The organism is Butyricimonas hominis, assembly GCF_014287455.1.
Taxonomy (GTDB): domain Bacteria; phylum Bacteroidota; class Bacteroidia; order Bacteroidales; family Marinifilaceae; genus Butyricimonas; species Butyricimonas muris.
The window spans coordinates 811,508-837,271 of the sequence record NZ_JACOOH010000001.1; the positions used below are offsets into that span (position 1 = coordinate 811,508).

Below are 25,764 nucleotides of genomic sequence, written 5' to 3' on the forward strand. Positions count from 1 at the left end.
CATTTTAATTATACAAGAGACAATCTTCACGGCTGTTTTGCTCAAGGCTACCCTCGCTTTGTTCCACTTCCACGGCAGGTATCGGCAATACCCATCCCCCGTCCGGGTAGGTCGGGAGCAGATAGTACCCCTCCAATATACCGGGCGTACCGTTACCGCCATACGAGTTCCCGTACACGTTGTGCTTGATGCTCTTCGTTTCCAAATATTTCGGACTAACCGCATAACGGCGCAAATCGAACCAACGCTGTCCTTCAAAGCAAAGCTCCAAGCGACGCTCGTCGCGAATATACTTGATCAAATCCTCGCCCGTGGCTGTGATCGGCTGCAAATCCTTCACGCGGTATTTCAACAAACTTTTCAACGCTTCGCGGGCAGGCTCCTCCTGATCCGTCATCGCCAATGCCTCTGCCAGATTCAAGTACACCTCCGACAGGCGCAACGTGAAGTTATCCGAAACAAACAAACTCTTTTCATTGACAGGAGCAGCCCCTACCTTACGGGGAATATAGAAACCCGAGAATCCTTCATTGGCAGGCACCTCTTCCCGGAAAAGAGTGAATTTTTTCCGGCAGTCGTTCGCTTCGCCATCCTTCACGCCGTGTTTGTCGAACAAGGACACCAGTTCCTCCGACACGCGGAAAGCGGCTGAATTCGTCTTTCCTTTCACGAGCGGGAATACCCGGTTGATACTATTGCTCCCTTGCGTGAAAATAATCTCGGGCGAATTGGCATCAAGCCAAGAAGTATCCTTCACTCCTGCCCCGGGCAGGTTCTTCAAGCTATACTTGTTCCCGTTAATCACCGCATTACACAACTCCGGCACCAGCTCCCATTTCCCCATGTAGCAATACACGCGGCTCAAGAAAGTGCGAGCGGCATCCAACCCGACACGCCGAACGGTAGTCGGTTCGTAATCTTTCAAATAATCGATGGCTGCATTCAAATCACTCACGATTTGCTGATACACGTTATCCACGGTTGAACGTTCGTATTCAATATCCTCCACGTAGTGCGTCAACTTGATGGGCACCCCCGGGTCCCGCTCTGCCGTCACGGGATCGTACGGCTTGGCATACAGGTTCACTAACAGGTAGTAGAACGAGGCACGCAAGAAATGGCACTGCCCCTTCACCGCATTGCGATCCGCCTCCGATTCCTTGGTAAACTCCTCTGCCTTGTTCAGGATGACGTTCACCACGGCGATATGCTCGTACAAGCGTCCCCAAGTGGGATCGTTATACAATACACCGGAAGTATTACACGGATCTTTCTCCCACGCATAAAAACCACGCAACATAGTGGAGGGATCGGTATCGTTGTAATCCCCCTTCACAAACTCCTCTGCGTCGTCATCCATCACATTCAACCAAGGGAAATAGACCCCCGTTTTATTACTGGGTTTTAGTGCGTTAGTACCACTAATCACCTCGTTTTTCATGTAACCGCTCCCCACCAGCAACTCGTTCAAATCCTTGCAAGTCGTGGCGTAAGCGTATTCATTCGACTGCTCCTCCAAAAAATCGGAGCAACCGGTCAATCCCAAAAGCAATACCCAAATTCCAATAAAATATCTTTTCATAACTCACCTGTTTTAAAATGACACGTTCACGCTCAGCGAGTAGGTCGGCTGTACCGCCACGTTTATCTTGTCTGCCGAACCAGATTGCGAGGAGGGATCCTGTCCTTTCAGCTCCTTCGCAGCCCAGGTAAAGAGGTTCGTTCCGGACAGTGACACGTACATCGACTTGCAACGCAACTTCTTGCAAACCTCATCCGAGAAAACGTAACGCAAATTCAACCGCTGCAATTTCAAGTAGTTACCACTGATCACCCGCACGTCGGCATAGTTATACATCTCCCAGATATTCTTGGCAAATGCGTAAGGCTCTCCTCTCCACCAAACCTGATTGAGTGTATTTTCATACGCTTTCTTAGGTAATATCCCCGGGATATTCGTGTACTTCTCGTCCCCGGGCACTTGCCAGCGGTCCACCATCTCCTTGCGCAAGTTCTGTATGGGCGACACCGCCAACGACTTGGCATCCGGGTTAAACAACTTCAACAACCTAACCTTGGAACCCAGGCTGTACGTCAGGTTGAAGTCCAGCACGAACCCTTTCCACGAGAAAGTGTTGGAGATACCTCCCTGCAACACAGGCACGCGGCAACCGGAATAGCGCATCACCTTGGTGAAGACATCCGCCTTCGGCATATCGACATACTCGGCAAAATACTCCTCTCCCACGCGGGCAAACGTCGGGCGACCGTCATCGGCACTCAACCCCGTGAATTCATACGAGTAGAAGGAGTTCAACGGTTTTCCCGACACGTGTGCATTCCCGTTCAAGAAATCCATGTAGGTGTACTCGTCGTGCAACGGATCCTCGGCATTCGACTGCAGCGCCCGGTTGATTAACTTGTTGACAATACCTCCCAGCTGCGGGTCGATACGCCACATAAAGCCATCCCGGTTTCCTCCCCCCATGGTGGTGTTGATCGGGTTGATATTCAAACTCACCTCCACACCCTGGTTCGTCACGGTTCCCTCGTTCACCGAGTAAGAGGATACCCCGTTCACCTGCATCACCTTCTTGTTCAAGAAAGCATCCGTCGTCTTCTTGTAGAAATAAGAAAGCGTTCCACTGAGTTTATGGTTGAACAACGAGAAGTGCAACGTACTGTTCAACGACATCGTCTTTTCCCAACTCAAATCCGGGTTCGGGAAAGATTTGATGGTTGAACCGAATTCATTGAACGCCGGATCCAACTCCCCTTTCACCATAATCAAATCCGGAATCTGCGATGCTTGCGTTGTTCCCTGGTACCCGAAAGAAGCGGTCAAGGCAAGGTCGTTCACCCAATACACGTTTTTCAATAAATCCTCGTGCATATTCCAACGACCGGAAACCGACCAAATCGGCAAAAACTTGTCTCTCGCCCGGTCACCGAACTGGTTGGAATAATCCACCGACATATTAGCGTTAAAGATATAGCGATTCTGATAACTATAATTCAACACTCCCATAAAACGAAGTTTATTCGATTCCGTGTCCTTAAATTTACCCAAGGCATTAGCATCCGTGGTCAACCATTTCGTGTATTCACCATATTCTTTGAAATCCACATTGCCCACTTGCAATCCCCGCTCCGGCACGTAGCACCGGAATGTTTTGGATAATCCCGTGTAGCGGGAAGAAGTCAATTCAAATCCCGCCATGGCGGACAACATGTGATCTTGCTCCTCATCCAAATAGATATGATACTGCAACCGACTCTGCAAGTTGTAGTTTTCGTTCTTAGTCGAATTCGTTTTTAATTCACCCCCGTACGGCAAATTAGTATGTTGTCGGAAACTACCCTTATCGTACTCCCCGTTTTTTCCACGATCCGTAAAATCATCTAATGAATACCCCTTTTTAGCGAGCGACTTGGCATAATGCGTTGTGGCACCGTGATACACGTCATCATCCGTGTTGGAAATAGAGTAGGCAAACACACCCGTCAATTTCAAGTTTTCCAAAATGTTATAATTGGCATTCACCGAGAACGACAACTGATTCTTGTCGATGTTCTCGTAAGAATTATCCCGTTCGTTCAAGATATTGAACCACGCTTCTCCTGCATTATCTCCCCCCATAACCATTTTTTTGGGATAGAAATAGAGCGACCCATCCTCGTTATACACCGGTATGGCGCGGCTCGTATTGTAAGCAAAATCCATCAACCCCACATCCGACGGCGTGTGCTCCTGCTTCTGCACGTTCCCTTTCAAATCAAAAGTCGCATTAAAACGATCATAATTCAACGTCACTTTCATTGAGGCCGTGTAGCGATCCCCGAATTCTTTCTGTAGCACCCCGTTCTGGCGGTTGTATCCCACCGAAGCGTAATACTTGGCGGTCTTCGAGCCCCCGGAGAAAGAGAGAGAATGAGTATGCGAAAAAGCATCCCGGCAAAGCACGTCGAACCAATCCGTGTCCAATGTCTCGTAATATTCTGTTTGCTGTTGGAACTGCTCGAAGGTCATCAAACCGTTACGGTAATCCTCGAAAGCCTTCTCGTAACCGATCCACGTGTTCTTGTCACTATATTCCATCTTCTTCTCCAAAATTTCTCGGGAGTAAGCCACCCGCTCGGCCGAATTCATCACGTTCACGTTGCGGTCCGAGTAACGCGGTTTGCGAGAAAGCGTTCCGCTGAAACTGTAACGCACGGTAGGAGGCCCCTCCTTACCCTGTTTCGTGGTAATCACGATAACACCGTTGGCCGCCCGCGTACCGTACAACGCCGTGGCGGAAGCGTCTTTCAACACGTCGATCTGCTGGATATCCTCCGGGTTCAACCCCGAGATGGCATTACCCAACAAGTTCACAAAGTCCAAGTCATTCAACTGGGCGGGATCCACGTTCACCGGATCCTCCTGGATGATACCGTCCACCACCCACAACGGCTCTTGGGAACCCAACACGGTGGACGTACCGCGGATACGCAACCGCGGGGAGGCACCCACCTGTCCTGAGTTCTGCATAAATACCATACCCGGCACGCGCCCTTCCAGCATCTGATCCAGCGTGGTCATACCCGGGGTCATGATGTCGTCCATCTTCAGCGTCGTCACTGCGCTGGTCAATTTCCGCTTGTCAATTTGCTGGTACCCGGCATTGATCACTACCTCTTCCAACTCCTGCGCATCATCCTCCATCTTCACGGTCAGGAACTCCTGTCCCTTGTAGTGCACCTCTGCCATCTTTTTCCCGATAAACGTGAAACGCAACACCACGTCGTCCCCGTCCGGGATCACGATGGAGAACTTCCCGTGCACGTCGGTGGTCACCCCCGTGGTAGTACCCTTCACCATCACCGTCACCCCGGGCAACGTGTCATTCGGTGCGGTACCCACCACGACTCCCCTCACCGTCCGCTTGGCAGCGGGTCGTACCGGAACTTTCCGTTTCAAGATAATCACCTTGTCGTCAATCGTGTACACGAAATTCGTCTTCGCCAACACTGCATCCAATACCTTGCGAATCGTCTTGTTCTTCAAGTCGAAGGTCAACCCCTTCACCCGCTCCGCATCCGCAGCAGAATAAACAAAAGAGAACCCCGTCTTTTGCTTCAGTATATCAATTACCTCGATCAATGATTTTTGCTTCACTTGCAAAACCAACCTCACCTCCTGCGCATTGGCAAACAACACGCTACCCACCGAAAACAGCAGAAGCAACACGACTAATCTCATCGTTTTTATCGCTCTCATAAATATATATTTAGCTTTATTAAACATCTGTTTTTTTCATATCACTCCATCCCTTCAACAATTTCACCCCACGTGCCACCATAGAAATCCTTCTCGGCAATATCATGCTTTTGATAGTAAGGAACTTCCACAGGTTTCGTCTGTGCCCTCACTCCCGTCACTTTATACTTGTATCGCATTTCTTTCACGCCCTTTATCGACCGAGGTGCATGTGGGTAAGCCATCCCGTTTTTCCCGATAAACCGAAGACGTAACTCGTGAGTTTCAGTACTAACCGATGTCTCAGTTAACAACATATTTAGATGATTCACCATCGGGTAAACAAACTCCACCACGTGACAATCACCCTCTTTCGTGAACGACACGGCATCCATGTACATTCCGTAAGCGTCAAAACCGGTATCTTCCATTTCATCTTCATCCATTTTGCTATCTCTTTTCCCTGTTACATCATACGTCAACCACGGGTCGTCAAACAAAGTAACTCCTGCCAATTCAACATCTGCCGGCTCCGTGCGGAATTTACACGTAATCCTTAACGTATCCTGCGGAACAACAAAGTTCACCTCCGCCCTGGCTGTATCATTCTCCACAACAAAATTTGCTCCAGCCCATGATTTCACTTTAAAATCCTCTATAACAACCTCAAACGGCTCGTAAGAATACTTTTCATTAAACAACTGGGTGCCGGACAAGTAACGCACATCCCATATCGGCACCCGAATTTTACCCGGAGTACCGGCAATAAAAGAACTCGAACTACCTCCCGTCCCTGCATAATGTTTATAATTATATATAGGTTGAGATTTTGCTGTCGATCTTTCACGCTTATTCGCTCCCATTATACTCATAAAATCAGCATCCGACCCAACATTCCCATTCACGGCAAAACAAGAATGCGCAAACGTCTTTAACACGAGTCCCAAATCGGTCAAAAACGCCGCCATGGCACGGGATGATTTCAGGTAATTCGGATTCCATCTCGTGTAATCTACCCCGCAAAAAGCAAATCCTTCTTTATCACTCGGGTAGAAATGTTTGATAAAAGCTCCCTCGTACTTCGGCATCCACACCAGATAGTGGTCACTCTGTTTGGCCTCCGGGTTTTGCTTGAAATAATCCAACACCTCTTGTGCCATCTCCGATGCATTCTTCTCCTGCATCTCGGCTTGCCTCCTGTTACTCTTGATGTAGTGAATTCTAATAAACTCTGGGTTAGCCTCGTTCACCTCCAACCCGAACTTTTTGTTCACCCGATACCGCATAAAATTCTCGTGGAAATAATTCTGTATATGCAGCGTCATCCCTGACAAACGATAATGCCAATTCTCTATTTCCAAAATATCGGACGGTACATAATACACTACATTCAAATTGTGCATCTGTTCAGGCGTATAGGTCTCTCCGGGAGGAACAATCTCTTCCTCCTTTTCCGCATCAGCTTCCCTATACGTTTTTGTACAAGATGTAATAAAAATGGATAAAAGTATCCATAATAAAAATCCTACATTTTTTTTCATCATGCTATTGATTTTAGATTACCACATTATTTCATTTTTCTTAAAAACGAATAACTAGTAAAAATCGGGTACAACAATTTCATTTTTTAAAACTCACACGATTGTTTTTTTACCACACAAAACTCATCTTGCTAAAGATAGGCATTTTATATATATCTTATAATCTAACTCTTTCTTTTTAACACATTCTTTATCACTTTTCCAAACAACGAATGAATTTAACTATATACCCCTTCTCTATCTTACAAATTATACAGCAATAAAATTTATTAATATGAAGGAATATACTAAAACCAAGTTTTCACCCCAATTACCTTGAGGCTTATATCGCAATCTATCAGTATCTATTTTATTTATCCATAATAAAAGCGTCCGGGAAATCCCGAACGCTTTTAAAAATACACAGATACTATTTAAACAAAACTAATTACTTCCTAAACGCATGTATTCGTCGATCTCTGTAAATTGATCCGTGGAATAATCGCCTAATAGATGCTTCGCGAAATGGAACCATATTTTTCGTTTGAAAAAATCCAAAGACACTCCCCGATAACCGTGATTTTGACCGGGTAAAATTAGCATATCGAAATTCTTACCGGCCTTGATTAACGCATCCGCCATTCGGAAAGTGTTGGCAGGATGCACATTATTGTCAGCATCCCCGGCCACGAGCAATAAATGCCCTTTCAGGTTCTTTGCCAACTCGATATTGGTCGGGATATTGGGTTTCTCGAATTTTACATTTTCAATCGTACTCTTCGTGGAATCTTTTACATCCTCCGGGGCTTTTGCTTTTTTCTTGGTCACAGGCTTGGTAGCTTTTGCCTCTTTTATCCCGTGGTGTGTTTCTCCCCACCAGATGTTATAGATATTATTATCATGATTCCCGGCAGAAGATACAGCCGCCGTGTAAAAATCCGGATAGGTGCAGATTGCCGCCGTGGACATAAAGCCTCCCCCAGAATGACCGAATATTCCTACCCTTGACTTATCAATAAACGGGTAACGATCTGCCAGTTGTTCTATCCCGTACTTGTCATCAGCCAACGGGTAATCCCGCAGGTTGCCGTATCCGTAGGTGTGGTACCATCTGTCACGCAAAGGGCTTCCTCCCCGGTGTCCGAACGTGACCACGATAAAACCCACTTGTGCCAAAGCCGCATTATTAAATCCCGTTGAAACACTAAATTCCAAAGGAACTCCTTCAGTTTGCGGTCCCGGATACACGTAAGATATGATAGGGTACGTCTTCGTGGAATCGAAATCCGCCGGTTTCCACATGTAACCGAATAGGTCCGTTGAACCGTCTGCCGCTTTCACGGAGAAAGGTTCAGGCATACGCCAACCCGTTTCGTAAAGCCGGGACAAATCGGGAGATGCCAATTCTACAACAACTTTCCCGTCCGTGTTTCTTATCACGCTCCGAGGTTCCAAATCAGCACGGGAATAATTGTCCACGAAATATTTCCCGCCAAACAAAAAGTTCGTTTTGTGCGTTGCCTGTTCCGGTGTCAATATTTTCACCCCTCCTTTCCCGTCAAAACGAACTTTATTCAAGCGAGCATAATAAGGACTCACACCCTCTTTGTCTTGCCCGTAAGCCTCGAAATAAATGGTTTGTCCCGTGGTATCTATCCGAACAATTTTCCCGGATGTCCAACCACCGGAAGTAACAACATTCTTCAGGTTTCCCTCTCCGTCATACCGATACCAATGCCCGTGCCCCGTGCGTTCCGACCACCAAAGAATTTCTTCCCCGTCTTTCAATACGTGGAATTTAAATAGCTGATCATTAAAATAAGGTTCACATACTTCATTAATCAACACTTTCACTTCTCCCGTTTCCGGGATTACCCGACACAACTCCATCTCATCACAAGTCCTTTTCTTGCGCGTGAAATAAAGCCTTTTAGCGGGGCGTCCGACACTGTACACGGATAATTTTTGATCTTTCCATTTTTCTACATCTAATTTCACCTCTTTTTTAATGGAAATATCAAACACGTGTAATTCATTCTGTTGCACGTGTTCATCCCCCGGCATGGCAAATTTGTATTTCTGCAATGTCGGACGCCCCGTGCCTAAAGTATTTACCAAGTAAAGCTCCTCCATTTTTCTTTTGTCCTCACGCTCCGCGTAAAAGAATCTTGAATCACCGAACCAAGTAATATCCGGAATCACCTTTTTCGTGGAATCCGCCGTCTTGGGTGCGTAAGAATAACCTGTACGCCCGTCCGTTGTCAATTGTGTTTCCACGGAATCTTTCAGCGAAAATAAATACAGATTATGATTCTTGGCATATACCGTGTAATTGCTATCCGGGGAAAGTTTACCGTCGTATTTTATCGTCTTAGCCGGCTTCACCGGTGTTTTCGGATTTTTCTTTGTCGTGTCGGAAATCACTCGTTCCAAAGCGTTCGTCCGAAGATCGTATTTAAATCTTACTCCCTCTGAAGTAAATTGCAAAACCTTCCCTTTCTCTTCCAAAGAAAAACCCGATAATTTAATATCCTTGTAATTAACAGGTTTGTGCGTCACCCGGCTAATCTCACCCGCTAACTCTTTGCGGTTGAACAATTCACGATTCAACCCGGCTTTAGGGTCCACGAAATAATAACGTATCCCGTCTTTCGTTTCATATTTATACCAGAATTTATCCGTCCCCTTCAAAACATTAGGTAACACACTTGTAGAACCGACCAGAGATTCTAAATTCAAAAAACGCTCCGCTTGTTTATAATTCGCCTTTTGCCCTACCCCGGAAAGGGCGAATAAACAAGGTAATATCCATAAAAAATACCTTACCATTATCTTTATTTCTTCTTGTACTCCTTGATTATTTCTTCAATTATTTCCGCCGTCAATTCATGTCCTTTCAGAAGAGGGTAGCCTTCCCAACGTACGATGCCTTCCGGATCAACCAGAATAGCATGAGGGACAGCCGTTATCCCCAAGGCTTTATGCAATACTTTCTTGGTATCGATAGCACTGTAATACTCGATCACAGGCTCTTTCATCGCTCTCACTTGTTCTTCTTTCTGACCGCACATCCCAATGACCACCAAATCTTTTTTAAATTTCTTACTGAACTCATTTAAATCCGGAATCCCTTTCCGACAAGGAGCACAAGAAGGTCCCCAAAAATCAATCAACAAGAATTTACCTTTCATTTTCGGCTCTTTGGTCAACCATTTTTCAACCACTAATTCGGGAGCTTTTTGATTCAAGAAAGATTTTGCCCACATCTTTTTTTCTACCTTATCCTCATTCCCGTATTTCTTCATAATGTCTTCAATCACCTCCGCCGTCAACTTAACCCCTCCCAACGGATAACCTTCCCAACGTACTATACCTTGAGGATCTATCAGTATCACGTGCGGAATCCCTGTAATTTCCAATTCTTTACTCATTCTCTTTTCCGTATCCACCGCACTATAATAATCAATAACAGGTTCTTTCATGGCTTTCACTTTCTCCGCTTTCTCGTAAGAAATCCCGATCACCACCAACTTATCTTTAAACCGCTCACTGAACTCGTTCAAATGAGATATCGCTTTTTTACACGGGCCACACGTCGTTGCCCAAAAATCAATCAAAACAAATTTTCCTTTTGTATCCGGTCGATCCGTAATCCATTCTTCGACAACTAATTCCGGAGCCTTTTGATTGATAATCGATTTGGCATACAACCAAACTTTGTCTTGTTTTTGTTGTGAAAAAACAGGAAAAACAGACCACACGGCTATAAATAATAATACAACTCTTTTCATATATTCTTTTTTAATTCTTTAATTCATTTTCCAATACTTCCCGCATCTTTTCACGTCCCATAAAACCTCTGAAAGAATGTTTTATATTCCCTTCTCTATCCACGATTAAATAATGGGGCAACCCTCCCATCTTAAACTGCTCATCTATCAAATAGCGGTAAGTTTCATTCGTCACCCGGTAATGGTCGCCACTCATGTCCGGTATCATTTTCAACCAACGCTCTTCCGGTGAAGCCTTCGCCCCGGTAATAAACAAAAACTTAACCCCTTTTTTCTCAAATTCTTGTTTCACTTCCTCCATTTCATTCATCGCTTTCAAACAAGATTTACAGTACACGTACCAGAAATCAACAAATACCACTTCTCCCCGGTAGCCCGTCATGATACTGTCAAACACCTGTTCTTTCGGTACGTCCGGAACCTTTCCAATCTTATATCCCGGTTTTGCCAGATGTTCTGCCCATGCCTTATTTCCTTTCTCGTAAATATCGGTAAATAACTCTTTCACGTAGGGTGAAGCCGTTTGCATCAATGTCAGATGTTCCTTTTTTAAAGGCAGATCATTATTTACACGCAAATGGCAAACATGAGCTTTTTGTAAATCCAGTAAATAACCTCCTTTATTTTCCAAAAAAGCCTGCAACTGTTCTTCCTTTCTAAAGTACGATAACATCTTGTTAATCGAATGCTCGGGCAGAAGCATCAAATCATAACCGGCTTCCAGAAAAATTGGCTGCAATATATTAAAGCAGGGATATTTTGTATAAGGCAGCTCTCTCGAATCTTTTGCTCCTTGATACGCCTTCTCAAAATTCGGATTCATCGAATAAATATCTTCCGCACAATCCAACAACGCTTCCAATTGAGCATAGCGGAACCAACCTTCACCTTGTTTTTTCTTTTGCTTCGATGACTCTTTTAATCGACTATCATACAATTCTTTACAATAAAGAATGTATTCATTTTCCGTCATTCCTTTGATTTTTTCCAAATCTACCGGATAACTACGGTTACGCTCACCACGACAAAGCAAATATTGATTCAATTCCGAATAATCCCCTTCAAATTCTCCCCTTGTTTCTTTTGTATTCACGTAAAGCCTTGCATTCTCCCCTGGATTCAGGACAATCTCTAATTCCCGATCCATACACGCTAAAGAAAGATTCAACAACAAAGAACCGTGTTGCTCGAATTCTATCAGAGTTTTCCCGTTTTCATCCAGTGCAAATTCTTGTTTACCGGGCAGAAATCCACCCCATGACAAATATCCTTCTTTCTTCATTCCGGGTTCATAACCCTGCACTTGAACTTCTAAACAAGTCCGGGCACTTTTCAATACCGGGGATTGCCATTCCCGAACTTTCATTTTTTCAGTCTTCTGCGCGTATCCGCTTCCCAAAAGACACAATATCGCTACAACGACAAGAATAACTTTACGTTTCATTTTCATGCGATTAAAAAAAGGTTGTCCAAAAATTATCTCGGACAACCTCCAAAAAACAGCTACTTGTACTTACTAATAATTTCTTTGATTTTTGCAGTTGTCAAATCTATGCAAAGACCTTCCCAACGGACAATCCCTTTCGGATCAATCAATTGGACGTATGACAACACGTGCAAATCCATAGTCTTCCATATTTCCCCTTGCGGGTCACTTGCCAAATTGTACTCGATTTTAGGCTCGATTTCCAGTAATCGCTTTACGCCATCTTTGGCACAACCAATCACCACTAAATCATCGGCAAATTCCTTACTCCATTTGTTTAACTTCGGGATTGCTTTCCGGCAGGGGCCACAGTGGAAACTGAAGAAATCCCGCAAAACAAACTTGCCTTTCGTTTTCGGTTCTTTCGGGTACCATTCCTTTATATTCCAATCCGGTACTTTTTCTCCTAAAAACGGTTTTGCCATATTCCGGTCAACCCCTCCATTCTCGTAATCATATTTTTTTAACAACCCTTCAATTACCTCGGCTGTTAATTCATATCCTGATAATACCGGATTACCTTCCCAACGAACGATTCCCCGAGTATCCAAAAGCACTGCATGCGGGTAACCTTTCACTTCATATTTACCGATATATTCCTTTTTCGTATCGATAGCACTATAATACTCGATGACAGGCTCTTTCATCCCCCGTACAGATTCTTCCTTGTTTGGAGCCACACCAATCACCACTAATTTATCTTTAAACTGCTTACTGAATTTATTCAAATCAGGAATACTCTTCCGACAAGGTCCGCAAGAAGGCCCCCAGAAATCAATCAACACAAATTTACCTTCCGTGTTCGGTACATCCGTCAACCATTTCTCAACTTTCAATTCCGGTGCTTGACGATTCAAATAAGATTTTGCATGCAAAGTTTTATCACCATTACTCTCCATTAATCGTCCCTGAACTTGATTCAAGGTCGTTACTGTCCCCTTTTTTTGTTGAGCATCGGCTGATTTATTAGTTACCTGCACGTTTCCATTACCCAACATCTTGAATAAATTCTGCAAATCCTCCGCACTCTTGACCTCCATTTTAATAGTCTTGCGAACGGTACCGTCACTCGTGACACTATCCTTCACTTCCGTTTTTGTTTCCTGTGCCTGACCGTTATAAAACATACCTGATAACGCGAACACTGCTAGAAAAATCTTCGTTCTTTTCATACATCCCTTTTTTAAAATTTACCCGAACTTACAAGTAAAAACCCTTATTCTTATTCATTCGTTCCGGCATTAAAATTACTGTTTAACGCAAAACGAACAAACTTTCAAAACAGGGTACAAAGAAGATACATTTTAACAAATTCTTAATAAAAGAGGTGTGTTTTGACACACCTCCAGTCTATAATGTCCATAAAGTCCACGATTCAATAACACAATGACATACAATATCATAAATCAAATCTCTCTATACATTTGACCTTACGACATTATGGACCTTCAGACCTTATGGACGAGAGGGTGTGTTTTGACACACCCTCTACTCTATACAGTCAATACCATTTTGATTCTTATTTCATGGTCGAAACATTAATCACGTTTCCTTTGATTTCGAATTTAACTTGTTCTGTCTTTTCGAACTTATCCAACAATTCATTCATATCACTATACCGGTCAATATTCGCATAGAAGCGTAAGTTTTTGGCGTCTTCACTCGTGTAGAAGACATAAACATCATACCATTTGCTCAATCGGGTCAGAATATCTTCCAAACGTTGGTTCCGGATATTCAATTTTCCGTTTTTCCAATCCACGAATTCATCCACGTTTACCTCTCTCTGTACTATCGTGTTATTTTTCTTATCCAACACAGCTTGGTGACTCGGTTCCAGAATACAGGATTCATTGCCTGCCGATACTTTCACTTTACCTTTGACGAGAGTGGTTTCAACAAACTCTTCATCCTCGTAATCCCTAACGTTGAATGATGTTCCCAATACTTCTATTTTCTGGTTTTTCATTTCCACGACAAACGGATGTTCCGGATCATGAGCCACGTCAAAATAGATTTCACCGGATGCCTTCACCACTCGTTTATCTCCGGAGAATGTCACCGGGTATTCAATCTCCGAGAGAGCTCCCAAATACACCTTTGTCCCGTCCGAAAGTGTTATCCCGTATTCTCCCCCTCTCGGAGTCGTTACTTTGTTGAAAACTTCCTCTTGGATCAAAGTATCCTGTTTTTTCTCGTAACTCAATACAGAGCCTGTATTAACGATTTTAGCCGAAGCATCTTCCATCTCGTTGGAAAGATTTTCCAGCTCAACACATATTCCATTGGATAACTGCAAAATAGCTTTATTTCCTCCCGCCGGAATGGTTGCCATTTGGGTAGGGGCAACAGTTTTCTCGTCACGCCCTAAAGTAAATACCAGAACGCCGATCAACAAACAAGCCGCCACACCTGAAACAGACCAATAAAAAAGATTGCGCCTTTTTCCCGGTTTCTTTTTCTCCAGACGATTGGAAAACTTCTTCCAAGAAACATTCGCATCCTTATCGGTAATCTCCTTAACGAACCCGTTTTTCTGATAAAACCTTTCTATCTTGTGAAAATAATCTTTATTCTCCCTGTTTGCCGTGTACCATTCTCCGAAACGACTTTCTTCTTCCGGAGAAAGTCCCCCTTCTAATTTGCGTTCTATGATATCCCACTCTATCTGTTTCATAATTCACCTCTTCTTAAATCTACATAAATTCAATTTTACATAGTTCTTCTGATACTGAAAACGAACTCATGTTTATTTCGGGGTACAGCAAAATGATTTTTTTTTCCATAAAATGACTATTTGAATATCATATACAAAAATAACAGCAAAAATGCCAAGTGAGTCTTGATATATTTATATGCTCTTTTTATATGCGTGTGTACGGTTCCCTCCGCTATATTCAAACGTTCCGCCACTTCTTTGTACTTCAACCCTTCGACGACACTCAATTCCAACACTTGCCGTTGCATATCGGGTAACTCCGCCAAAAGTTTTTTCACCTTTCTTTCCCGCTCCGATTCTTCTTCCCCGTACGGAAAATATACCATGGCTTCGGATTCAACAAGATGCTTTTGATATTTATCTATAATATTCAATTTACGATGATGATCCACGCATAAATTTCTCACCGAGGTAAACAGGTAACGTTCCAGTGGAATATTTTCCGGCATACTTTTCCCTTTATTCCACAATCCCATGAAAACTTCCTGAACAACATCATCGGCAAGCGCTTCATCCATTAAAAAATTTCGGGCAAAAAGATACAGACGTTTATACATAAACTTGTATAAACCTTCAAAATGCTCGGAATAATCCTCATTCAGCCATTCTACTGTATACAATTCGTCACTCATAGATAAAATCACACACTCGTATAATAAACATGCATAGTTTATTGAATATTTTCCGTTCGATGTAACAGACAAATATAGAGATTATATTTTACTTCCAAAATAATCGTTTAAAAAACCTATTCTATTTGTACTCGAATCCAATATCTTTATTCATCGGATTTATGGAAATAATCATACACGATTTTTGCTTTAGCTGCCCCGATAACAGTTGCCAGTTCTTTCTGTGAAGCGGATTGAATCGCATTTACCGTTTTAAAATTCTGTAATAAAGATATTTCCGTCTTTTCTCCTATACCTTTTATTTCACTCAAGACACTAACCGTTTGTTTCTTTTCGCGCAATTTACGATGGAATGTGATACCGAAGCGATGGGCTTCATCCCGAATATGCATCAAAGTCTTTAAAGAAATAGATGTTTTCGCCAATAAATAAGGATCTTTATCGCCCGGGTAATAGATTTCCTCCATTTGCTTTGCCAAACCGATTATCGGTACTCGTTCCACCAAATCCAGTTTTCGTAAAGTGGCAACAGCAGAGCTTAATTGTCCTTTTCCACCATCCACGACTATCAAATCGGGAAGTTCTCCCCCCTCTTCCAAAACCCGATGATAGCGACGATACAATATTTCCTCCATGGAAGCAAAGTCATTTGCCCCGATAACAGTTTTCACGTGGAAATGTCTATATTCCCGTTTCGCCGGTTTCCCGTCTATGAAGACAACACAGGAAGCTACCGGAGTGGTTCCCTGTATATTCGAGTTATCGAAACATTCCATGCGATGCGGTAAACGAGGCAATTTCAACTCGTTTTTTATCGTGTTCAACAAGTCCAATTTGGTATCTTGACGACGTAATCCTCTCTGCCGCTCACGATCCATTTTAAAGAATTTCACGTTCCGTTCCGATAAGTCCAGCAATTGTTTTTTCTCTCCTCGCTGGGGAATAGCGTAATTCAGCCCTTGCATAAGCAAATCAGGATAAAAGGGAACCAGAATTTCTTTGGAACGACTATTCACGAGCTGGCGGATTTCAAAAATTCCAAATGATAGAAGTGATTCTTTCGATTCATCTAGTTTTTTCTCTAATTCTATTGTATGTACTTGGTTTACAGCTCCATGAACAATACGCAAATAATTCACGTACGCGTATTTTTCGTCTTCCAGATAAGAGAAAACGTCTATGTCATTCATGGAAGCACTAACAATAGTGGATTTAGTCTGGTGTGATTTCAGTGCTTCTATGGCTTCCTTCATTTCTTGAGCTTTCTCGAATTGAAGCGAAATGGTATATTCCTTCATCTTTTGCATCATGAAGTCAATGACAGAAGAGATATTACCTTTCAATATATTTCGAATTTGGGTAATATTTTCCATGTATTCCTCTTCCGTCACGTACCCCACGCATGGACCCAAACAATTTCCTATATGATATTCAAGACAAACTTTATATTTTCCGCTATATATCACTGATTTATTGAGATTTAAATTGCATGTACGCAATTTATAAAGACTTTTTATCAAGGAAATCAGTGTACTGGCGTATCTGGCAGATGTAAAAGGACCAAAATACTCCGAACCGTTCCGGATAAACTTACGTGTGGTAAATACACGGGGAAAAGCCTCTTTCGTGATACATATCCAAGGGTAAGTTTTATCGTCTTTCAGTAGGATGTTATATCGAGGCTTATATTTCTTGATTAAGTTATTTTCCAGTAACAAAGCATCTTCTTCCGTATTAACGACAATATACTTTAAGTCACGTATCTTTCTGACCAGAACCATGGTCTTCGAAGATTGATTATTCTTTACAAAATAGGATGAAACTCTATTCTTTAGATTTTTAGCCTTACCTATATAAATAATAACTCCATTTGCATCAAAAAATTGATACACCCCGGGAGTGGTAGGTAATTTACTAACTTTCTCTTTCAATCCTAATTCATCAGTCATATCAATAAACTCCTATATGAAATCAAATTTATCGAAGTCAAATATTCCCTTTTCGCCTATTTTCAGAGTAGGTATTACAATCAATGCCATAAACGAGAGCGTCATAAAAGGAGAATTCAAGGGTGTTCCCATTTTAGAAAGTAATTTATTCAATTCCATGTACTGTTCGGCAACTTCCTGACCGGAACGATCACTCATAATTCCCCCTACCGGTAACGGTAACGCATGCAATTTCTCGCTATCATTCACGACCAGTCCGCCCTTGAGTTTTATCACTTCATTCACGGCAGTTACAATATCCGTATCCGTGCAGCCTACCGCGATAATATTATGGGAATCGTGAGAAATTGAAGAAGCGAAAGCCCCATGTTTTATACCTATACCGGATATAAATCCGACTTGGGGTTTCGTGTTATAATAGCGATTCAAGTACACTATTTTCAAAATATCGGAATCCACATCCGATTGATAATTTTCTATTCTTCGGTCGAAATGGAGCATCATTCTCTCGGTAATGATACTATCCGGAACTACTTTTATACAGTGAATATCTCCTTCCACATCCGTGCGGATATCAATATCTTTTATAATATCGTGATTAAATAAATTCAAACAAGGAATTTTTGAATCCGAAATTTCTATTTTTCCCCCTTTTCGATAGACTTCTACCCCATTAATATAAGTAGCATGAATATCCAAAGATTCGAGATCTTCCAAAATGATAAAGTCAGCTTTATCCCCGACATGCAATGTCCCTACATCCAAATGATAAAAATGTACCGGATTAATACATGCCACCTGAAGAATATCAAATATCCCGAAACCGTCAGACACGGCTTTTTTCACTAAATAATTGATATGTCCTTTTATTAAAAGATCGTCGGCATGGGAATCATCCGTACAAAACATCACGTTATCGGTACGTGTGGCAATTAAAGATTTTAAAGCATCATAATTCTTTGCCGCACTCCCTTCTCGAATCATGATCTGCATTCCTTTTGAAATTTTCTCCTCTGCTTCTTCCAATTCAGATGACTCGTGATCGGTTTCTATACCATGAGCAATATAAGCGCTTAACGTATCACCCCTCAATTCCGGCGCGTGACCGTCTATTCTTAAAGCGTATTTTTTAGCTATATCCAGTTTTGCTATAACTTCCGGCTCACCGTTAAGAACACCCGGAATATTCATCACCTCCGCGAGCATGGTAAATTGTCCGGTTTTTGCCAATATCTCCGTGTCTTCTGCGGTAATAATATTACCCGGTTTATCTAATGGAGTCGCCGGAACGCAAGAAGGTATTCCCCAGAAAATTTTTAAAGGTGTTTCCTCCCCGTTTTTTATCATCATTTTCACTCCTTCAACACCCAAAACATTCGCTATTTCATGCGGATCAGATACTACCCCCACTGTCCCGTTAGGAATAACCAATTTTGAAAATTCCGAAGGCATCAACATAGAACTCTCGATATGTACATGAGCGTCTATAAATCCCGGGCATATATAATGATTGTAAGAATTTGAATTTCTCTCTATCGAAAGAATTTTTCCGTCAGAAACAGTTATTGTACACGGATAAAATTCTCTATTGTCAATATCAACTAAATTTCCTTCTATCACTTTCATAAAATAACTGTTTATATGATGTTTATTTCTACTTTTTCTATCTCTCCCCAAGTTTTCATGTATCTATATTACAAGGTACCCTTCGCACCATTTTGAAATGTTCCACGTGAAACATTTCAGTTATCTTCCCATTAAAATCAATAAAACATTAATGTCCGAAGGCGATACTCCGGTTATACGTGACGCTTGTCCTATTGTTTTTGGTTTGATTTTAGTCAACTTTTGACGAGCTTCATATGATAGAGAATTTATCGCCATGTAATCAAATTTATTCTCGATGACTAAATTTTCCAATCGATTCAATTTATCGGCAATTAATTTTTCACGTTCTATATACCCCGAATATTTAATCAAAACTTCAGCCGCCTCAATAATTTCTTCTCGAATAGAATTATCAAAAATAAATTCTTTCAATGAAGGAATATAATCCACTATTTTAGGAATCGTTACTTGAGGACGAGAAATGATATCAATCAATTTCAATTTTTGACGAATAGGTGAAGAACCGAATAATTCCAACACGGAATTTATTTCATCCGGAGAAATACTGAAATTGGAAATAAAGTCTATTAACCTGTCCCGCTTTAAAATTTTGTCTTCAAAAATAGAGTAACGATCTTCCTTCACCAAACCTATAGAATATCCCAAGGGAGTCAATCTGACATCGGCATCGTCTTGTCGCAATAAAATACGATATTCGGCACGAGAGGTAAACATACGATAAGGTTCATCCACTCCTTTCGTCACCAAATCATCAATTAATACACCTATATAAGCTTGATCCCGATTTAATACAAAATCTCTATTCTCATGTAAAGAAAGATGCGCGTTAATCCCAGCCATCAAACCTTGAGCGGCGGCTTCTTCATATCCGGTAGTCCCGTTAATTTGCCCCGCAAAATAAAGTCCCTTAATCAACTTCGTTTCCAAAGTCGGGTACAATTGTGTCGGTTGAAAAAAATCATACTCAATCGCGTACCCCGGACGATATATTTTTACATTTTCAAAACCTTCAACTTTTCGAAGTGCCCTTAATTGTATATCCCAAGGTAAAGAAGAAGAAAACCCGTTCAAATAATATTCCGTAGTCCTCTCCCCTTCCGGTTCCAAAAATAAATGATGACTATCCCTATCGGAAAAAGTATCTAACTTAGTTTCGATACTCGGGCAATAACGAGGGCCTATACTCTTGATAGTCCCGTTAAAAAGGGGGCTATCGTCAAAACCTTCACGCAATATATCATGAACCTCTTTATTCGTGTAAGCGATATAGCAAGGTCGTTTCTCTAGTGAATTTGTATACGCGAAACTCAGAAAAGAGAATTTATGAAAATCATTATCCCCATCCTGTCTGGTCAATTTAGAGAAATCGATACTTCTACCATCAATACGAACAGGTGTTCCCGTTTTCATGCGCCCCACGGTAAAACCATGATCAAACAATTGCTCGGACAATCCATGAGAAGCAGGTTCAGAAATACGACCACCGGGAAAAGTTACCCGACCGATATGCATCAGACCATTTAAAAATGTTCCATTCGTGAGCACTACACGAGGAGCTGAAAAGGAAACACCCAATTGAGTCTTCACCCCTGCCACTTTCCCATCATCCAAAATCAATTCAATAACATCATCCTGCCAAAGATCGAGATTATCGGTATGTTCTACAATATCCCTCCACTCGGAAGAAAATACCATACGATCACATTGAGATCGCGGACTCCACATAGCAGGTCCTTTGGAAAGGTTCAACATTCTGAATTGAATTGTACTTCTATCCGTTACGATACCTGAATATCCACCCAACGCATCTATTTCTCTGACAATCTGACCTTTAGCAATACCACCCATTGCCGGATTACAAGACATTTGCGCTATCTTGTTCATATCCAAAGTGATAAGTAAAGTTTTTGATCCGAGATTAGCTGCCGCACAAGCTGCCTCACAACCGGCATGACCAGCTCCCACTACAATAACATCATATTCAGGTAACAACTGCGACATATCAAAGTGTTTTAAGCAATTCTAAGCAATGATTTTCATTTTGACGCATCTCTTGCGCGTCATTATCCGATTTATCTTTAAAACCTATTAAATGAAGCACAGAATGAACTATCACTCTATGCAATTCTTCTTCATAGGTAGTACCGAATTCCAAAGCATTGGATTGAACCGTGTCCAGACTTATAAATACATCACCGGAAAGTACTTTCCCTTCCCTGTAATCAAACGTGATTACATCAGTATAGTAATCATGATTCAAATACTTTCTATTCACGTCCAGTATATAATCATCATTACAAAAAATAAAAGAGATAGTACCCAATTTCAATGAATAATCTTCAGCAACAAGTTGAAGCCATTGAGTCACCCTCTCTTTTGAGAAAAAAGCAGGAAATTCACATTCCTCGTTGAAAAAAAAAATCTCACTCATCTAATCCATTCATAAATTGAAAACCATGATCACTTTGGATCCTCCGTCTTCAAATATCAAATCGTCAGAAAGCGTTTTCATCAGGTAAAGTCCTCTCCCGGCATCTTTTTCAATATTATCGGGCAAAGTAGGATCAGGTATATATGAATAATCAAAACCTTCGCCTTCATCCTTTACAGCAACGAACAAACGCTTATCTTCCTCATGAACTATGAATTTCACATGCTTCATAGGATCCAATTTATTACCGTAAAGAATAGCGTTATTTACGGCTTCAATGACGCATAAACTTATTTTGCCAAACACGTCCGGTTCAACATTATAAACGTCCGAAAAATAATCGATAAAATTCTCAACTTTAACGATATTGCCAATTTCCGAGGCAATTGAAAATTCCAGTTTGTCCATGCTTTCTACAGTTAATATCTAAAATCTTAGACAAAATCATAAACTAAATAACTCCTATTAATTATTAAACCAAACATACGTAAACGTATCCAAAATACCCCACTAACTACAGTTTAGCGAATGTAAGCAAAATATTTCTAATTATCAACTCCGATAAATATAAAAATTTTATATCCATAATTTACCACGGCGTTAACCACAATTGTGGGTCCATATTATCCTTATCTTTCCATACCTGAAAATTTAGTGTACTGTTTTCCCCGCTACTTGCCAACTTACCAATTTTCTGTTTCACGTTCACGGTGTCGCCCTTCTTTATAAAGATCTCCACCAAATTTGAATATACCGTCAGATAATTTCCATGGCGCACAATAACAACATTATTATCCCCCGGAATAAACATTATTTCAGTTACCACACCTTTGAATACCGCTCTCACATCAGCATTACGCGATGTAGTAATTGTAATTCCCGCGTTATTTAACTTCACCTGTTTGAACACCGGATGTATATTCACCCCGAATTTTTCGGAAACAAACCCTTGTTCAACAGGCCAAGGTAACTTTCCTTTGTTTTTAGCGAAATCGTCAGAAATAAGTTTCTCTTCCGGTGTTAATTTATAGTTAGAATTTTTACTCCCGGACTTTTTCGCTTGAGCAGCAATAAGTTTCTCCAATTCTTTTTTAAACCGTTCCCGGTTTTTAATCTCGATATTCAGTTTTCGTAGAATCTCTTTCTCTTTTTTCTTGAGTTCCCCGACGTATTTATTAGCTTGATTCTGTTCCTTGATTAACTCGTTGTTCTGGGCAGATATTTTAGATTGCGTCGCATTCTTCAACGCCATCAATTCAGTAAGTTGATTATTGATCGAAGTCAACGAATCATTCGTTTGTTTTATTCTCTCTAACTGACGTTTGGAATAATCCTGTACCTGCTCGAAATATTTATATCGTGCATAGGCTTGAGTAAAACTGGAAGAAGAGAATATATATACCAACTTATCGGATGTATTTCTTTTTTTCCAAGTTTCGTAAACCATTTTAGCATAGAAATCCAACATTTGTTGCTTACTCGCTTCCAGATCAGATTTAACGTACTCGTTGCTCGATATTTGTTTCTCTATATATTTAACTTCATTCGTGAGGGATTGGATCATTTCCTTTCCCTTTACAATTTTCTGGTTAATAATCGTGATTTTCTGAATAGTAGCCGATTGATCATTACGAGCGTTATCCAATAATTTGTTCAGGTAAGCAATTTCTTTTTCGGTCTTCGCATTTTTCTTTTTAATCGCCTCTATAGATTGCGTGTAAGCAACCGTAAAGGTGAAGAAAAAGATTAAAATCAATATGACGCGAAAAACATTCATGTTAATACATCCGTTTATATTTGCTCGATATTTTAAAGTTAGATGATACTTCAACATCAAATTCCACACGGCTGAAATCCAGTTGGACTTCCCAGTTGTCATCATCGGTAAAGATATTAAAAACTATCCGTTCAGGAAAAACTTTCCCTTCAAAATCTTTAATATTCTTGTACTTAACACTCATCCCTACTCTTTCTTCCATATCCTCAATAGACACCAGACAAGGTCTGAAACAATCAGGATTTATATGTATTTTCTGCAAGATCAAGGAAAATTCTTTGTTTTTCCTCTTTTTCTTGTATAATTTCTTCAACTTTCTACCGATTGCTTTCTCCTCCAAAGTGTACAAAACATAGTCATTACCGGACTTATCAAATTTGAATCGCTTATTTCTATCCATTTCGGTAGTACAGGATTCAAAATCAAAGAAACGGTTTGTCAACATTCGCTGAAAACAGTCGTAAGTAAAACCGACATCGAAACGCTCTATAAAATAGTTATAGTCCGATACAAAATACTTTTTATCTCTCGGACTGATAAACTTCACGCTATCGGGAGTCAATAAAATTCGTGCAACCTCGATCCCCATCGGGGCAGTCACCGATACCCAGATAAAACTATCCCTTTGAATACGCATCATAGCTTTCAAACTATGGGATTTCTTTTTCTCCTTTAACGTCAAATCTATTTTCTTGGCATATATAGTATTATAGTCCAATTCGTTGAAATAAACATTTCTAAGTAATCTTCCTTCAGTTATATTCGGTAATTCTCGTTTAACTTCAACTACTTTTTTAACAGACTTACACGACACTAATAAGATCAAAACCAAAATAAAAATAAAACTATTCCTCATGCTCTACCGATAAACCATTCACTATTTTATTTTTCAAATTATCACTAATATCATCACCCAATTCCAATGCTTTTTTCCACATTTTCAATGCTTCCTCCTTATCGCCATTCATGTAAAGAATATCACCGTAATGCTCGTACAATACTCCGCTAGGCTCTTCCGTGTTTTCTATGGCAGAACGCATATAAAAACGTGCCAAAGAATAATTTTTAAGTTTGAAAAGTACCCAAGCATAAGTATCCAAGAAAGTAGCGTTATTAGGATCAGCACTCAACGCCGTTGAAATCATTTTTTCAGCCTGATTCAAACGCTCATTTCTTAAAGAAAGATAATAACTGTAGTTATTCAAAGTCATTATATCATTCGGATTGATAGCTATCGCACTATCAAACATGGAAAAAGCGATTTCTATACTATCTTGCTTGTAATAACATTCACCCAAATAAGCGTACAATTGAGATTTTATAAAAGATTTATCCGGGGCCAATTCAAGCCCTTTCTGAAGATATCCCGTTGCTTTCGCGTAATTTCCTTCAATCAACATAGGTAAACTTATCATCATATAAGGGAGCGGCTCGTTCGGGAAATAATTCAAACACTCCAACCCTTCACTTTTCATAGCTGCCGTATCACCCAATTGGTTAGATAAAAGCATTAATTCCTCCCAAACCAGATAATTATTCTTCTCTTTAGAGATAATAAATTCGAGTTCTTTCTTACATTCCTCCAATTTATTTTCTCTCTTTAAAAAATCAGCATTCAAAGTTCTTACACTGAGATCACCCGGATATTTCTCCAATAATAATTGAACATACCTGTAAATATGATCGGTCGATAAACTTAAATCCGCTTGATTAACAAGTAATTTCAATAAATATTGAACTTTCAAGTTGTTGTCTATATTATCATTTGCCAACGCAAGACGAATATACTTTTCCGTGTTCAGAGAATCTTTTTTGGTTCGATAATAATCAGCCAGATAAAATTGAACGAAACCGTTATCGGGATAATCTTTCACAATCCTATTCAAGAGTTGTAATCCTTTTTTCTCCTGATTGTGTGACAAATACAACTCCGCCAATAATCCCAAATAATCAGTATTCTCCGGGTATTTTTTAATCAATTTCATGATCTCGGAAGAAGCTCTCTTCACGTTATCCATTTTAGAATACAATTTGGCTTTTTCTATTATCGCGGGTTCATTTACTCCGAATTGTTTCTCGTATCTATTCAAAACCTCTATCGCTTTCTCCCATTTTTCAGTCGAGGTATAAAGATCAACTTGAATAATATAAAAATCTTCTCTTTCAGGATGTTTAGCGATTAGTTCATCATATACCTTACAGGCTTCTTCAATCATTGATTTTTTCTGCAAGATATTCGCCAACAAAAGATTGTACCAAATATTATCGGATTCGAGCTGAACCGCTTCACGCATCAACTGAAGAGGAAGGTTTAAATCTTCACCCAAAGAAAGTATACTGGATATTTCGTAACGCACCGCAGCACTCCGGTTATAAATTTTCATGCATTGGTCGAAATAAGTCAAAGACGACTTCAAATCACCCAATATTTTAAACCGGACTCCTTCCATGAAAGCATAGTCAAACTGCACTTTAGCTTCGCCTTCTAAAGTTGGTTCAACTGCTTTCTTTTTATCTGCAAATACTTGAATGGCACATAAAAGAAACAGAATAACAAATAACGATTTAACTAATTTGTTCATTCTAAATTG

17 protein-coding genes are annotated in these 25,764 nt (G+C 40.8%); all 17 read right to left on the minus strand.

Annotation, left to right across the window (positions count from 1 at the left end; genetic code table 11):
* Positions 1 to 4: 4 nt before the first annotated feature.
* The gene (locus tag H8S64_RS03195; RefSeq protein WP_186974908.1) at positions 5 to 1,582 is read right to left on the minus strand and encodes a RagB/SusD family nutrient uptake outer membrane protein; all 1,578 of its coding nucleotides are present in this window, start codon (positions 1,580 to 1,582) and stop codon (positions 5 to 7) included.
* A gap of 12 nt (positions 1,583 to 1,594) precedes the next feature.
* Complete coding sequence (locus H8S64_RS03200; RefSeq protein WP_186974909.1) at positions 1,595 to 5,260, minus strand: SusC/RagA family TonB-linked outer membrane protein; 3,666 nt, start codon at positions 5,258 to 5,260, stop codon at positions 1,595 to 1,597.
* 41 nt (positions 5,261 to 5,301) lie between these two features.
* Positions 5,302 to 6,780 (minus strand): hypothetical protein, encoded by a 1,479-nt coding sequence (locus tag H8S64_RS03205; RefSeq protein WP_222621129.1) that lies wholly within the window; start codon positions 6,778 to 6,780, stop codon positions 5,302 to 5,304.
* Between the two features lie 423 nt (positions 6,781 to 7,203).
* Positions 7,204 to 9,588 (minus strand): S9 family peptidase, encoded by a 2,385-nt coding sequence (locus tag H8S64_RS03210; protein WP_186974911.1) that lies wholly within the window; start codon positions 9,586 to 9,588, stop codon positions 7,204 to 7,206.
* A gap of 5 nt (positions 9,589 to 9,593) precedes the next feature.
* Positions 9,594 to 10,550 carry a TlpA family protein disulfide reductase gene (locus H8S64_RS03215; RefSeq protein ID WP_099291367.1) on the minus strand — a complete coding sequence of 319 codons (957 nt, stop codon included), beginning with the start codon at positions 10,548 to 10,550 and terminating at the stop codon, positions 9,594 to 9,596.
* 10 nt (positions 10,551 to 10,560) lie between these two features.
* Entirely contained in the window at positions 10,561 to 11,994 is a 1,434-nt protein-coding gene (locus H8S64_RS03220) for a TlpA family protein disulfide reductase (RefSeq protein WP_176554988.1), read from the minus strand.
* A gap of 59 nt (positions 11,995 to 12,053) precedes the next feature.
* On the minus strand, positions 12,054 to 13,208 hold the full coding sequence (locus tag H8S64_RS03225; RefSeq protein WP_186974912.1) for a TlpA family protein disulfide reductase: 1,155 nt from the start codon (positions 13,206 to 13,208) through the stop codon (positions 12,054 to 12,056).
* A 347-nt stretch (positions 13,209 to 13,555) separates the two neighbouring features.
* Positions 13,556 to 14,713, minus strand: coding sequence for a FecR family protein (locus H8S64_RS03230; RefSeq protein WP_186974913.1), 1,158 nt, complete (start codon positions 14,711 to 14,713; stop codon positions 13,556 to 13,558).
* Positions 14,714 to 14,829: 116 nt separating this feature from the next.
* Complete coding sequence (locus H8S64_RS03235) at positions 14,830 to 15,387, minus strand: RNA polymerase sigma factor (protein WP_141560916.1); 558 nt, start codon at positions 15,385 to 15,387, stop codon at positions 14,830 to 14,832.
* Positions 15,388 to 15,533: 146 nt separating this feature from the next.
* A complete protein-coding gene (uvrC, locus tag H8S64_RS03240; protein ID WP_186974914.1) occupies positions 15,534 to 17,336 on the minus strand; it encodes an excinuclease ABC subunit UvrC in 1,803 nt (600 codons plus the stop codon).
* Between the two features lie 12 nt (positions 17,337 to 17,348).
* Positions 17,349 to 18,962, minus strand: coding sequence for an adenine deaminase (gene ade / locus H8S64_RS03245; protein WP_186974915.1), 1,614 nt, complete (start codon positions 18,960 to 18,962; stop codon positions 17,349 to 17,351).
* A gap of 120 nt (positions 18,963 to 19,082) precedes the next feature.
* Entirely contained in the window at positions 19,083 to 20,966 is a 1,884-nt protein-coding gene (mnmG, locus tag H8S64_RS03250) for a tRNA uridine-5-carboxymethylaminomethyl(34) synthesis enzyme MnmG (RefSeq protein WP_436231458.1), read from the minus strand.
* A gap of 1 nt (position 20,967) precedes the next feature.
* Positions 20,968 to 21,396 carry an rRNA maturation RNase YbeY gene (gene ybeY / locus H8S64_RS03255; RefSeq protein ID WP_186974916.1) on the minus strand — a complete coding sequence of 143 codons (429 nt, stop codon included), beginning with the start codon at positions 21,394 to 21,396 and terminating at the stop codon, positions 20,968 to 20,970.
* 9 nt (positions 21,397 to 21,405) lie between these two features.
* A complete protein-coding gene (locus H8S64_RS03260) occupies positions 21,406 to 21,804 on the minus strand; it encodes an ATP-binding protein (RefSeq protein WP_099291375.1) in 399 nt (132 codons plus the stop codon).
* A gap of 181 nt (positions 21,805 to 21,985) precedes the next feature.
* Positions 21,986 to 23,173 (minus strand): murein hydrolase activator EnvC family protein, encoded by a 1,188-nt coding sequence (locus tag H8S64_RS03265; protein ID WP_186974917.1) that lies wholly within the window; start codon positions 23,171 to 23,173, stop codon positions 21,986 to 21,988.
* 1 nt (position 23,174) lies between these two features.
* On the minus strand, positions 23,175 to 24,029 hold the full coding sequence (lolB1, locus tag H8S64_RS03270) for a lipoprotein insertase outer membrane protein LolB1 (RefSeq protein ID WP_099291377.1): 855 nt from the start codon (positions 24,027 to 24,029) through the stop codon (positions 23,175 to 23,177).
* Positions 24,019 to 25,755 (minus strand): tetratricopeptide repeat protein, encoded by a 1,737-nt coding sequence (locus H8S64_RS03275; protein WP_186974918.1) that lies wholly within the window; start codon positions 25,753 to 25,755, stop codon positions 24,019 to 24,021. The genes lolB1 and H8S64_RS03275 overlap by 11 nt, the downstream gene beginning before the upstream one ends.
* Between the last annotated feature and the right edge of the window lie 9 nt (positions 25,756 to 25,764).